17 protein-coding genes are annotated in these 13,195 nt (G+C 56.0%); 2 read left to right on the top strand and 15 right to left on the bottom strand.

Annotation, left to right across the window (positions count from 1 at the left end; genetic code table 11):
• Positions 1-12: 12 nt before the first annotated feature.
• Both C495_RS03775 and C495_RS17835 read left to right on the top strand, forming a co-directional pair.
• Complete coding sequence (locus C495_RS03775) at positions 13-615, top strand: hypothetical protein (RefSeq protein WP_083902444.1); 603 nt, start codon at positions 13-15, stop codon at positions 613-615.
• 142 nt (positions 616-757) lie between these two features.
• A complete protein-coding gene (locus C495_RS17835) occupies positions 758-907 on the top strand; it encodes a hypothetical protein (protein WP_161605553.1) in 150 nt (49 codons plus the stop codon).
• Here the strand turns inward: C495_RS17835 and C495_RS03770 are convergent.
• From C495_RS03770 to C495_RS03700, 15 genes are all read right to left on the bottom strand, one after another.
• A complete protein-coding gene (locus tag C495_RS03770) occupies positions 880-3,336 on the bottom strand; it encodes a DNA-directed DNA polymerase (RefSeq protein WP_008160172.1) in 2,457 nt (818 codons plus the stop codon). The genes C495_RS17835 and C495_RS03770 overlap by 28 nt on opposite strands.
• Entirely contained in the window at positions 3,272-3,790 is a 519-nt protein-coding gene (locus tag C495_RS03765; protein WP_008160170.1) for a hypothetical protein, read from the bottom strand. The genes C495_RS03770 and C495_RS03765 overlap by 65 nt, the downstream gene beginning before the upstream one ends.
• 105 nt (positions 3,791-3,895) lie before the next feature.
• On the bottom strand, positions 3,896-4,807 hold the full coding sequence (locus C495_RS03760) for a DUF6610 family protein (RefSeq protein ID WP_008160168.1): 912 nt from the start codon (positions 4,805-4,807) through the stop codon (positions 3,896-3,898).
• Between the two features lie 9 nt (positions 4,808-4,816).
• Positions 4,817-5,272 (bottom strand): hypothetical protein, encoded by a 456-nt coding sequence (locus C495_RS03755; protein WP_008160166.1) that lies wholly within the window; start codon positions 5,270-5,272, stop codon positions 4,817-4,819.
• A 3-nt stretch (positions 5,273-5,275) separates the two neighbouring features.
• Positions 5,276-6,124 carry a RecB family exonuclease gene (locus tag C495_RS03750; RefSeq protein ID WP_008160164.1) on the bottom strand — a complete coding sequence of 283 codons (849 nt, stop codon included), beginning with the start codon at positions 6,122-6,124 and terminating at the stop codon, positions 5,276-5,278.
• Positions 6,108-6,278, bottom strand: a complete 171-nt coding sequence (locus C495_RS17830; protein ID WP_161605552.1) for a hypothetical protein — start codon at positions 6,276-6,278, stop codon at positions 6,108-6,110. The genes C495_RS03750 and C495_RS17830 overlap by 17 nt, the downstream gene beginning before the upstream one ends.
• Positions 6,279-6,413: 135 nt before the next feature.
• Positions 6,414-6,815 (bottom strand): hypothetical protein, encoded by a 402-nt coding sequence (locus C495_RS03745; RefSeq protein ID WP_008160161.1) that lies wholly within the window; start codon positions 6,813-6,815, stop codon positions 6,414-6,416.
• Positions 6,816-6,834: 19 nt separating this feature from the next.
• A complete protein-coding gene (locus C495_RS03740; RefSeq protein ID WP_008160159.1) occupies positions 6,835-7,050 on the bottom strand; it encodes a hypothetical protein in 216 nt (71 codons plus the stop codon).
• 56 nt (positions 7,051-7,106) lie between these two features.
• Entirely contained in the window at positions 7,107-7,433 is a 327-nt protein-coding gene (locus tag C495_RS03735) for a hypothetical protein (RefSeq protein ID WP_008160157.1), read from the bottom strand.
• A gap of 286 nt (positions 7,434-7,719) precedes the next feature.
• On the bottom strand, positions 7,720-8,055 hold the full coding sequence (locus C495_RS03730) for a hypothetical protein (RefSeq protein ID WP_152418857.1): 336 nt from the start codon (positions 8,053-8,055) through the stop codon (positions 7,720-7,722).
• A gap of 458 nt (positions 8,056-8,513) precedes the next feature.
• Positions 8,514-8,810 (bottom strand): hypothetical protein, encoded by a 297-nt coding sequence (locus tag C495_RS03720; RefSeq protein ID WP_008160151.1) that lies wholly within the window; start codon positions 8,808-8,810, stop codon positions 8,514-8,516.
• Entirely contained in the window at positions 8,810-8,998 is a 189-nt protein-coding gene (locus tag C495_RS03715) for a hypothetical protein (RefSeq protein WP_008160150.1), read from the bottom strand. Before C495_RS03715 ends, C495_RS03720 begins: the two co-directional genes overlap by 1 nt.
• A 111-nt stretch (positions 8,999-9,109) precedes the next feature.
• Positions 9,110-10,345, bottom strand: coding sequence for a hypothetical protein (locus C495_RS03710; RefSeq protein WP_008160148.1), 1,236 nt, complete (start codon positions 10,343-10,345; stop codon positions 9,110-9,112).
• Positions 10,346-10,393: 48 nt separating this feature from the next.
• Positions 10,394-11,584, bottom strand: a complete 1,191-nt coding sequence (locus tag C495_RS03705) for a hypothetical protein (RefSeq protein ID WP_241430583.1) — start codon at positions 11,582-11,584, stop codon at positions 10,394-10,396.
• 107 nt (positions 11,585-11,691) lie between these two features.
• Entirely contained in the window at positions 11,692-12,972 is a 1,281-nt protein-coding gene (locus C495_RS03700; protein ID WP_241430582.1) for a hypothetical protein, read from the bottom strand.
• Between the last annotated feature and the right edge of the window lie 223 nt (positions 12,973-13,195).

Genomic DNA, 13,195 nt, shown 5'->3' with positions numbered 1-13,195 from the left:
TCTACTTGCTATATGGCAGATCGAACCTGCGATGCTTGCGGTGAATCCTTCCGAACGCTGTCCAAACTTCGACTTCATGACTGTCCAGGTCAAGGTCTGATTGACGACGCATTTCTCCCTGAACCCCAACCCGACGAAATCCCTAACCGAATTTTGGAAAAAGATGAGTTTAACGAGTTGAAAAACGACTCTCGGATCGACAGGGTAGAGAAAATGTTGAATATGCCTCTTCCGGGCACACAGGAGGCAATCTCATTCGTAGTGCAGATCGACGGTCATACATACGGACTGCACTGTGACCACTCCACGAGCGAATGGGATATTGTTGCTGAAGGATCAGACTGGGACAAAGTGAAACAATCACATTCCGAGTGGCTATCGGATGATATTGGGAAAGTCACAGGAGACTCTCCTGATCCCGAAAATCTTGATGGGGCAGAGATACCTGAAGAAATTACGACAGACTGTAATATGTGTGATGGAACCCACACACTATCGGCACAGCCCGATTCGTTCACCTCTGCTATGGGATTCCTCGAATACGAGGGGTTCTGTGAAGAAACCGGACATCCGATAATCATCACTAAGAATCCCGACGAGTTCCTCACACAGTAGAACTAGATTTGACGCATTACGTTCCCGGTAGAATCCATGCTAATACTGAATACTGCTATACGAAGTCTGCAAGGCTCGATTGCCCGACCACTTCTGGTTGACCTCGTTTGATCGTCGCTCCCCTCTCTTCGATGCGTTCAGGATGGAGACGCCGCTCGATGATTGGCCAGCGACACTCCCAACAGAGGAACTCGTCCATATCCGTGTCGAAGTGGCGGAATCGCGCAACGTTCTCTATCTCACCGCAGCGCTCGCACTCGAGTGTCATACGAACGCCGACAGCCCTGTCTGAAGCTGGTTCTTGATCGCTGCGTCAACGTCCACATCAACCGCGTCGAGGATCGTCCCGAGTGGACTGACGATGAGCGTGTCCGTCATTCGTGTCGTGTCCAACTTGACCGTGGGCGGAAGGCTCGAGGGATCATCGAAGCACAACACGTCGATCTCGTGGTTGAACCCGTCTTCATGGTACGGCTGCACGTAGATCCGCTTCGGCTTGCTGCCACCGCTGAAGTTCGTTCCGTACAGCTCGTTCGAGAACCACGCCCCTCGTGGATGCGGGTCCTTCGGCGTGCCGTTCGTCCAAGCGTATTCCTCGATCGGCTTCGATAACCCACCAGGGATACCAAGATACTCGAGGTCGCTTCCTGTCGGTTTGATCTCTTTGGCGGCCTCGTAGACGCGCTGTCCGAGTTCGATCTCGGTCGCGCCCTCAAGGATCATCTCGAGGATTTCGTCTTGCAGCTCCGTTGTGAGCATCGAAATGTCGCTCCGAGTAAATCCGGTGATGCTCACCTTCGGCTTGCAGTCCTGGCCGTCTTTCCAGGTGCAGAGGTAGGCATAGCGCTTCTTTTTGCCCGCTTGGAAGTACCGCTCCATGTAGGCCTCGACCTCGATCTCCCACAGGTTATCCGCAGCAGGAATACCGTGATCCTCAGCGAGATCGGGATACACGACGTTGTTCAGTGCTTCCGCAATCTCCTGTGCTTCCTCGAGACACCGCTCTTTCGTCCAATGACTGGGGAACCGGAGGTAGTTTGAATCGGTGTCTCCGTATATCACTTCCCCGTCAGTTTCTTCGTTGATGTAGCGCTGCGTGGCCTTGATTACCTTTTGTCCGGTCGTTGTAACCGCTTCAGCCACTCTCTCGTCGTAGAGGAAGAACCGTTCCCACCCCGTAACGCCGTAGATCGAGTTGCAGATTGTCTTACTTACGTCGTATTTTTCACTGTATTCTTCGTACTCAGGCGTACCTGCCTCGTACTTGTTCCGCTCTTTCTTGTAGTCGGCTTTCAGCGCAATCGCGTCATCGACAAGCTCCTTGAAGATGCCATCCCGATCGAGGCGGAACCTCGCACCGTTCGGGGCCACCGAATACGGCACGTCGTGGTTGCCAAGATCGAGGACCGTCTCTGGCGAAGCGTTCAACATCGCCATCGTCATCGGGTACAAGCTAGCCAGATCCATTCCCACGACGTTCTTCGCAACACCTGTGTACGGCTCGAAGACGAACGCTCCCTCATACTTCTCGTCCTTGGGCACGTACTTTGCATCCGGCCCGATCACGCCGCGCTCGTGGAGCTTGCGGCGCGTCATCATCTCGATCACACCGCTGTTCGAGTTCGTATCCTCGAGATCCGCGCCCACCTCGTGGCGGAGCGTTTGCTTGAAATCGAGGACGCCCGAGGCTTCCGCAACCTCAACAGTTAGGCGAACGTCGATCGCGTTGTAGCGCATCAGCTTGTCAGCGTCGTCGCGCCACATCTCGTAGATCGACTCGCCCGTGTGATCGAGTTTCTTCTCGCCCAACTCGGCTTCAGCTACGTCGTCGAGCTTGTACGATCGCAGCTCGCCGCGCTTCGTGGACTTGTACGCCTCGAGCATATCGTAGACCGTCATACCCGAGATGATCGCCTTGCCACCCCGCGTGACCGTGGCATAGTACTCACGGCTCAGACGGTTCGGGTTCAGCCCGATCTCTCCCATCCGAGCCAGTACATACGGCGCGTCGAAGTCGATGTTCCACGCCGTGAGAACGTCGGGATCGACGGCGTTCATCCACTCCGTGAAGCCGTTCAGCATCCCCTCTTCGTTCTCGTAGTAGTGCAGTGCGGTCAGGCCCTCGGGTTTTCCATCGGGAAAGGCGTCGGTGACGGAACGGCCATCGAGGTCGATGAACCCGTGGTACTCGTCCGAGTAGCTGTCGTGTGCCACGATCGAGAGGATCGGTTTCTCACCCGGCTCGGGGAACTCGCCCCGGTCGTCCGTCTCAATGTCGAACGTGACGATGCGTGGTTCCGCCACGAATTCACACGGTTCGATCTCGCTGTAGTGGCACTCGGTCGCTGGAGCTTCGACTCCCTGAAACAGCGACCACTGCACGCGCGCGTGTGTCGTTACATGAACGTCGGCCTCGAACGTCTCGCTGAATAGCTCTTTCACCTCCGCTACGGCCTTCTGTGACGTGACTTCGATACGGCCCAGTGGATCTCCGAAAATGCTCTCGTAGCCGTCTTCTTCGATCCCCTTCACGCTCTCGTTGGTGAACAGTGAGTCGCGCCGCTCAGCTACTTCATCAGCCGGAGCGTAAAAATGAGGGAAGAACCCGTACAGTTCGACCGTCTCGAGGTCGTTCTCGTGTGTTCGTCCGTGTAGCTTAATCGTCTGTTGTGCCCTGTCCTCGTTCCATGCCGTCGTTATGTTCGTTACGTATAGTTTCATTTCGTGTCTTAGCTGACGCTATAATCTCGTCCGATAGCTCGAGGACGCCATTTTCGTGTAGCCACTCCTCGAGCTGCCAGTTGTTCACATCAACAACGAACCACATCCGCTGCTCCTCGTGTATCCACTGATCGGCGTAATCGAGGAAGATGCGGGGAACGTTGTAGTACTCTGTCTGGTAGTAATCGGTTGTTTTCTGCTCTGATCCATCCAGAGCTTGCTTGAACCGAGTAATTTCCCAAAAACACGTTTGGGTTGGACCACCGGGATACCACAGGAACGCCTCTATATCGTCATCAATCGACCAGTTGCCGTCTTCATCGAGACGAGCGTGCCGTATCTTCAACTCGGGAACGTCCAGGCCATGTTTCAGTATCCGGGCAAGGCCAGGAAGTAGGGGGATCAGATCAACTTCCGATCGCTTGATTCGAGGAGTATAGACATTGGATTCCATAGTTACCTGCCGAGATGTCGCTAACACCGTCAGTGGCGAGCGTGCCCAACTCGGTAATCAAGCTCTGTAAATCTCGATAGATAATAACTTTTCCCGTCAATAATTTCACGACGTGGGCTTCACATCGATACCTCGACCGGTATTCTTCTCTCGCCACTCTTCGATATCGTTCTCGTAGCACCACGCTCTTCCAGGGAACGGGATTTCTTCGTCATCCATGAGATAGTCCTCGACCTCGAACGGATCGTTGTCGTAGATCGGGTTGCCGCTCAGCGGCTTTGGATACTTCCAGCGCATCTCACGAGACGAAGAGTAGCGATCGGGATTCCACTCTCTCCAGAGAGTCGCGAAGCTCTCTTCGATGCTTCCGTAGAAGCCCTTCCGCTTCCGTATGAACTTCTTTCCCGTCCATACCTTGCCCCAACGCGCCCTCGAGATCGGAACGGCGGTATCGAGAGAGCACACGGGGACGTAGTACTTCCCGATCTGTGTTTGCTTCGCCGGGTTGCCACCGAGGAGATGCACCTCTTTGCAGTTCGCGTACTCGGTCCACGGATGCGGAGTCCCACCGAAACGATCCTGGCAGGGCATTCCAACCCGGAACTGTCGTGGCACATCTTGAGGATGAACCGATTTCGGAACCACGATCACTGTATCACAGTAGCGCTGTAGTTTCAGCGCGTATTGGATCGCCTCGATGTAGCCAACGTGCTCGTCTATATCGGGGGCAACTGCGTACTTGGGTCGTTCTCGCTTCACCACCGCAAGGTGTTGTTCGAACACCTCGTCGATGGCGGAACCCTCGTCTATCTTGCGAAACGGCCAGTCTACGAAATCGATCGGGATCTCGTCCGGTGGTCGCGTCTCGCTTGACTCATATCCGATCAGAACACCGGATCGTGCGGCTGCATAGGCCGTATCGGTCCCACCGTTGACGGTCGTGATAACGTCAACAGGCTCGAGGCGCTGTTTCGGGATCGGGTCAAGGCTGTCGCTAATCAGTTGGGCTTGGCTCATCGTTGAGAACTACCGCAGTGGTTTGTTCGTCGCCCGTTCGATGTGACACTCTTCCAGGTCCCAAGTGTGCAGCGCTTCCGACACCGGGACGCAGTTGTTCACCTCACCGTTGTCTCGAGCGTGTAAGCTCTCGACTGTCTCCGACGTGAGTGTCGTATTGAAGAACTGCGTGAGGTCGAACTCGAGGACGCGATCGTTATCGACTTCCAGTACGGCGATCCGGTCTGCGCCGAGAGCCTTCATGACCTCGAGAGCAATATCGTCGTAGGTGTATCCACCACAGAGCCGGAAGTAGTCCTGCTTCCCACCATCGTAGGAGTGTCGGTGACGGTGTGAAACGACGACGTTCTGGTCGCGATTACTCGGCCCGGCCCATCCGATTAGGCGTCCTGCCGCCTGTATCGGATGTATCTCGCGTACTCGGAGCGGTTCGACGTTTTCGTAATCGAATAATGTGGCCGACATTGGTTAGCTGTATGTTGGTCCCGGTCCACCGGGCTGTCCCCACGTTGACGGGCAGATGCTGTAGAAATCGCACTGGCAGTCATCGTCCGGCTTCCACTTACAGAGTGGCTGCTCCTTGATAGGGAAGTTCTCGAGGTCGTCACTGGCGGTCATTTCCTCGACGTACTGGTAGATGCGTTCGCGCCGTTCGGAATCGAGCGGGCTGACCACGAAATCGTCGTTCATCGGGAAGTATCCCGCAACGGCTGCTACGTCCAACTGCTCTTCGAACAAGACGGCGTAGTACTCCCCTTCGAGGAAGATTCCGTCATCGCGGTACTTCGGGTCGGGAGTTTTCCCTGTCTTGAAATCCACGATCACGACGCCGCTATCACGATCTACTTGCGGAACGCTCGAAGCGTTCACGATCACGTCAGCGTATCCCATCCACGGTGGGGATTGTTCCCAGTCCCACCCCTCCGCTTCCACTGCAACTGGTAGGTACTCCTCTGGAGTAGCCGCTTCCGCCAGCCGATCCTGCTCGAACAAGATGAAGTTCGAGATGTACAGCTCGATCCAATCCGCCCACAACGAAACGTCCGACGGCAGCATTTCCGTGAGATCCTCGGGAATCTCGCCCGTCGCCTCGTAGTGCTCGAGCACGTTCTCGTAGTAGCGCTCATATGCTTCGTGGACCTGCCGACCCCGTTTTGTGTAGTACGTGTCCGGGGTTCGAAGCCCCTTGATGTACGTCAGGTAGAACTTGCGAGGACACGTCTTGTACGTCGTAATGCGGCTCTTGCTGATGTACGGAAGCTCACCGTCCTCGGTTTCGTCTCGCAGCTCCGCGAGAACGTCACTCTGCTCGGGCATCCCCACCCATCTCCTCGAGTTTCGTGACGTGGCTCGTGATGTCGGCCACCGTTGTCTCACCGTCTTCGTTCGTCGTGAACTCGATCACGCACCGAGGCTGCGCTCGAGCGTGTGACAGGATCTCTACGAGTGTCTCTCGGTTAGTGAACGTCATATCAGGGACTCTCCGGTCTGTTTTTCGAAGGTCAGATTCCGGTAATCACGCTCGACCTTCTGCTTGTGAACTGCTTGGAGTACCGTTCGGTTCGCCGCAATCTGTTGATCTACGCGGTGGATCAGCTCGTCGAGGTCACTCATCATTGACCCCAACAGACGAATTGTACTCTGTAGGCTTCTCTCGGTGGTAGTTCACGACCTCTGGTTCTCTCGCCTTCCGCTCACGATCGTACTTATTCTCGGCCTGCATCGCAGCATAGACCGTCTCGTCCTCGTCAGCGTCAGTTGCCGCTTCAAAGTTCATCGAGGTCGTGAGGAACTCCCCGTTGAAGCTGCGAGCGAACTTATCCAGACGACGTGTGAACAGCCCTGCGGCAATCCAGTCTTCGGGTGAATCGAGGACGACTGGTTGCTCATTCGCGAGCGTATAGAGGATGTGTCCGATGTTCTGCCAGCTTTTCCCGTAGTCTTCGTTCTTGAGTTCGTAGGTCTCAGCGCTCTCTTCGAGGATTTCGGTAACTGTTTTGGGTTCCATGATTGTGATTTCGGTCTTGTCACTCGAGGTGCTCTTGCCGCATTCGGATCACCTCTCCGCTACGTTCGGAGACAACTCCGTCGTGGTGTGCGATTTTGATCGTCCCGTTCGGGAGTTTCAGTACGTCAACGACGCCAGTGTACTTCGACGGCTTATCATCCACTTCAGGGTGAATCCAAACCGCCCACGTCGTATCTGGCGTCGGCTCTGGTTCGTGAACTTCTGTGACAGGCATAGGTGTCGGAAGGCCCCGCGTTTCATGACATATTTCAAACTGGGGGCAACCGCTGGTTACAGCTCGACGAACTCGTCAGGGCGCACTGCCTTATCGTCGCAGTACATATCCGACCCACCCTTCGCCATCATGATGCCGTGAAACGGAACGCCCCACATCGTGAGCATTCCAACCAGTTCGGCGGCATCGGACCACGGACGGGCCGTCCAGACGATGATCGTCTTTCCGCTATAGTACGCCTCGAGTAGCTTGTCAACTACTTCCGGGTTCGGTGACTGCTCTCGAGGGGGCAAGTACTCGTCAGTAGATCGCTCCGTGATCGTGTGATCGAAGTCAACGTTCAGGGTGTCAACCTCGCCCCACGGGATCGAGGGGAACGTCATGTGTCGGCCTCGTCTTCGTCTTCCTCGTCGTGTTGCCAGCACAGCTCATCTGGACCGTCAACGTCACGGGTGCAGGTTCCGCCACTCGATAGCTCCGCACCACATTCGTAGCTCACTCCTTCGGATACCGCTTCACCATGTCCACTGAACACTGTGGGTTCTGCCCGTTCAACCAGAACCGTAACGCGGCTCTGATGCGGCGAATGCGAGAGGACCGCAACAACGCGGCCATCAACAGCAAACCCACAATCATCGTAGCAGTGGGTCTCCCGTGAGTACCACATCATCACTCACCTCCATCGACGATATCCTCGACTGTTTCACCGGCCTCTTCGACCTTTTCTTCAGCCCCTGCTCGAACCGCCTGGTCGCCGTACTCGAGCCGAAGGAATACCGTCTGGACGTAGAGCATCAGATCCTCGATCTCGGTAGCGTATTCCGTCTCACCGTCTTCGACCAGCCGTTCGTGTTCGGAAGCCAGCCACTCAATCGTCTCGAGCGACCACTCTTTCAGTCGATCGAGTGACTCGTGTACCGTGTTTACGTCTTCAGCCACCTGTGCGGGGGAAACGAACTCCTCGCCATCGACACGGTTCAGCATGGAGCCAAGCCTTTCAAACATGGTGAGTCTTAGGCCTCGTTGCTTTCACCGCCAGGGTAGAGATCCGCACTGTCCATCGGCGTATCTGGCCCGAATCGCGGCGCTGAATCGTTTAACGCCGGAAAACCAGAACTCTCGAAACCGCCTCGAGACTCGAAATTGAAATCCTCGGGCCACATCTGCTTACGGTTCCCATTGCAGATCATCCCACAGACGGGACACACTTCATCACCGATCTCATCCGTCCAGGCAGGGATCGTATGCTTACCACCCTCGTCTTCGCACTCTGGACACATTGTCGTTGTATATTCGACTGTCTTCGAGACGACAGTGCCACCAGGGAGTGACACCATGATCGGGCTACCGTCACTGCGTAGGTCAACATCGCTTACTCGGAAGTGATCTGCTCGGGTGTTTCGTCGGTCAACGTGCATAGTAGTGATAGTTAGGTTGTATGCCAGATGTTCGGACGGCTATTCTTAGACGTAGACCTCAACAGGTCGAACGTCTACCTGACAGGCACACGTTGCACCAAATGCGATGGCGATCACATGACCGCGAATCGTCGCTTCGGTGGCGGAAAGCGCGTCGATATAGATGAACGACGGCTCGAGTGCAGCCTGACACTCTTCTGCGAGCCATAGGTGGTACAACCCACGCTCACCGGCTCGCTTGTCTCGTTTCTTCTCCGCAGTCGATGAGTCCGGTTCCGGTAGCCGATCTTCAATCTCGTCGAAGTTCGATGGAACAGACGTCGGGTGGCGATCCGCACCCATTAGACCACCACAGCACACTCTGCGGAAGCGTCGATGACCGTCCAGTAACGCTTCCACTCGTGAAGGAGTGCTCCAATTGCTCCTTCGTGGGTGGCCGCCATGCCTTCCAGTAACGGGGCGTCATCACCGATATAATACGCGAGGTAGAGACCGTCATCGTGTCTCACCATCACGTTCTCGGCCTTCATTGTGACACCTCATTCTGAAGGCACAGAATGTCTGTTTTTCCGGTCTCATCGATAGCGTGAATGCTGTAATACATAGTAAGCTTTCCTATAGTGTTTCCTTACTCGAGATTCTTAGGCAGACGTAGGAAGAACGCCGGGAGACGCATCAGAAGCCGTCGGACCCTCGGAGCCGTTCTCCATGTCACGGAACTGCACTGGGTACAACCAGGCCAACGGATACTCGTCAGTGACTCCGTGGACGGTTGCTGCTGGTTCGCTCCACACCGAGAGGGACTCTTCGTAGTCTGACGGCGGGCAGATCGAACCCGACATGAGAACTGGGCGGTTCATGACGTGCTCGAGTTTGAACTCGTGGTAGTGCCCTCGATAGGCGACATCGAACTGGTGCTTGATCTGCCAGCCGCGCCACTTGTTCTGCCCGCTCGAGGTTCCGATGTGAGAGAGACAGTTCTGACCGTGGCGTAAGTGGCCTCGGTGGAGGCCGTTTCGCATCTCGAAGTTGATGAACGCCGTCGCACCAGATCGGATGAACGTGACGTTCTCGAGGTCGCTCATCCGCACCATCCGATCGAGCATCATGTAGACAATCCGGTCGGCGTTCGCCTCCTGGCTCATCCCGTTCGCTCGCAGCTCGCCGTGATTACCAGCCTGACAGACTACCTGAACGGTGTCGAACCGGGTGGCCAGGTGATGAATCTGCTCCATGTATAGCTCACAGGCGAGATCGATCTGCTCGTCAATCGTGAGGTCAATCTCGTGAGGCTGGTGGGAGAAGATGTTCTCGCCGGTCACGGTGTCACCGCCAAGTAACAGATGGGCGGTATCGAACTGTCGATCGGCCTTCTCCTCGCGGTCGATCAGATCCATCACGGAATCGGTCACACTACGAATCCGCTCGGCGGCAATGTCCTTGTTGAACACGAGGTTCCCGAACTCGTCGTAGACCTCCGCGCCGATGTGATCATCCGAGCGGTGGATCACCACGTCCTCGTTCGACGGATCGTAAGCAAGGCCACCGTCAGCAACGGCGGGAGCACTCGTATCGAGCAGGTGGGCGAGTCGATCGTTGAGATCCGCGAGGTGCTGATTTGCAGCCTTCGTCTGGCTCGATTTGGTGTTGCGGTTCGATCGCTCGTTGTAGTTCGATGGATGAGACTCGAGCGTTCGAAGCTCGGTAGCTGGATACCGAACGCCGTCACGGTTGACGAGGGGAACCTCTTCATCGATCGCGCTCAGGTGATCGCGTACTGTGGACTCCGTGATTTCCAGTGCTTTCGCTACTTCTGCGACAGTTGCGGGGAGCTGTTCGTAGACGGTTCTCTGTGCAGGCGTGAAGTTGTAGCTCATGTAGGGTTAGGTGTAGGTGTAGCAGTAGGAGGGATAGATCGCGCCACCTCAATGGGTGGCTTCTGTCCCTGTGTACCGACTATAGAGGTCACACTCGTCAGGGCCGAGGCAGAACATCTCCGCTTGTGCCCAAATCGTATCGCAGCGATACGGATTGAGCTGGTGAGCGATTACCTTCTCGATCTGGTGACGAGTGAACTCCTCGTTGAACTCCGGTGCATCGCTGAAGAACTCCACGATCACGTCGATCGGAACGCGCTCTTCAACGAGGTGTGCGATTACGTTCAACTCCATTGCGTGACTCGCAGCGCCGTGTGCAAACATATCTGCGCGCTCGCGAAACGCACCAATACACGGCTTCCTGCTCATCAGGAACGGTACATCCTCGAGTGTGAGATCCTCGTTCTGCTCGTCCTCGTAGCGCTCGAGCGCTTTCGGGTCGAACCGGCTGGCTCCTCGATAGTGGCCGCCGGTAGCGTCGCGGATGTACTGTGTGAGTACGTCATGCGCCCGATGACTCGGGTTTCGACGGCACTCTTTCGGCACAGGACGAGGTGAGCGAGTGAGCTTCGCATACTCGTTGGGCGTGATATTGGCAAGCTCTCTGATCGATACAGGTACACAGTACCGATCTTCATCGAAGGCCACCGACGCCCCACTATGTCTCGTGTTCGGAAGGCGGCACAACCGGGCCAAGTCACTGCTGTCAACGTCAACCCAAGCCTCGAGATCAAGGTACGTCTGCGATTCGAGATAAGAGATCAACTCGTCAGCGTACTGCCTCATCCCGTTCTTGAACTGCCCTGGCGTCCCCTCATCAGGATCGATCGTCGGGAAGTCCAGGTAGAGGTGAACGCCCTTGTGACCCGAAAGCGCTGCCCGATAATGGTGATCCAACCCCTCGCGAACGAGGAGCCGGCACACCTCACGGACTCGAGTCAATAACGCGCTCATGTCCCGATACCACGCTTGCGGATCGGGGTTCGTACTCCGATATTCGCCACCGCTTGGAATATCGAAGTCGATGAACAGCGTATCAATGGCCGGAACGCCGCCCTCCTGCGTGTGACCGTTCGGGAAGCTGTAGACACTCACGAACGGTGCAACGTCGGTTCCATCAACCGCCTTGATCCGCTTGCCAACCTCGAGCGGCGAGGTTGCCCAGTGCTGGTGGGCCGTCACTCGACGTGGATAACTCGGACACCATACGGCGATTGCCGATGCGATCTCTGCGGTCATTCATTCTATCAATCTGTGACAGTTGCCACAACGGAACTCGTCGTCGCGGAACTTCGCCGTCTTCTTCCGTTTCACGAGTACTTGCCGCTGGCAGTATTCGCACCACTTCACATCAACGTCCCCTGCCCCGCTTCGCTTCCCTCGACGGTTCCGAAGTCACCGACAGGAATTTCTACTTCTTCGTCCTCGTTGCCTTCCGACTCGTCAGCGCTCTCATCTGTGCCCCACAGTGGCGTGTTGAGGACATCTTCGATTTCTTCTTCGGCCTCATCGAGCGCTTCTTGGAAGCTCGTATCCTCGGTGATGTTGACCTGCTCACCCGTGATCGGATCAGTTGCGATCAAGCCTTCACCGCGACAGTAGCGCTCGATATACTCTTCTGCGATTTCAGGCTCGAGGACCTCGTGGGCGATCTCTTCGGTGCGATCGACGAGCTTCGTGTAATCGATCCCCGCAGGGTGATCGACGACAGAGGCGAATCCTGTCGCGTACCACGTTTGCGGGTTATCCGCCTGGTTCACATCGACGTAGGCCTTCGTCTTCATCGACTTGAGCGATGAGTGAACGTCCCGATCGGTGATATTGTATCCCTGTCCACGTTGGCGAACCTCGGCCTGGATCTTCGAGACGGTCATCGCGGTCGCCTCCTCGCGAAGTAACTCGAGGATCACGAGATCGATCTCGCGCAGGTTCAGCGCCGACATAATCATCTGTTCACCGAATACCTTCATTCCGTACCAGACGTCGATCGGCGTCACGAGCAGCGTCGGCGCGCCATCGTGGATGATCTCCATACGATCCTGGTAGTGGAACAGACAGACGCTCTCGATGAACTTGTTCAGCCGCTTGTAGTCGTCCCGTGCCTCAGTGAAATGCGTCGGAACCGGGTCCTGTTCGCGTAGCGGTCGGCCACCGGGGATATTCTCGATGGACCCCAGTGAATCCTCTCGAGCGTAGCGGCTCACAGGGATCGAGCCGATATACTCCTGAATCCACTCGAGTTGTTCATCGGTGAGTTGCCGTTCGTACAGGCCGCTCATCTCGTCGGCCTGCCGGTCAAGGATACGCTCGGTCTGTTCCTGCGAAGCGTCGTTGCTCACGATCAGTCCCCGGTTTCGCAGCTCGGGGAAGTCGTTGATGTCAACGCTTTCGTTGTCACTTGCGATCCCGACGATGATACAGTCTGGTGGGTCGATCGTCATACGGATCGTCTCACCGGAGGTAACGTCGGTAATCTCCCTGCTGGCCGGAAGACCCTCCGCAGTCGCTTTCAGGACCGCTTCGACGTGCTCTGGTAAGCTCGCCAGGTCCTGATAGACGTGAACCCGGCATTTGTTGATCTCATCAGCAGCGTAGTAGAGAGCGGTCGGTGAGAGAGTCGTACTCATCTCGTAAATGTCGTTCTCAGGGATCGGCTTGCTCATGCACTGTACTGTGAACGTTTTCCCAACCCGTGACGGACCAAGCATGATAACCAGGCCGCCACGGATCATGGCAGTGAACACCGTGAGCGCAGTCTCTTCTTCGCCTACCAGACCAGCATCTTGCGCTGCACGGAGTACATCGTACAGTTCAGGCGTTTCTTCGTGGGTGTGTAGTTCGGACATTCTG

Origin of the sequence: Natronorubrum sulfidifaciens JCM 14089 (assembly GCF_000337735.1) — an archaeon.
Taxonomy (GTDB): domain Archaea; phylum Halobacteriota; class Halobacteria; order Halobacteriales; family Natrialbaceae; genus Natronorubrum; species Natronorubrum sulfidifaciens.
This window is presented reverse-complemented; position numbering and strand designations above follow the sequence as displayed.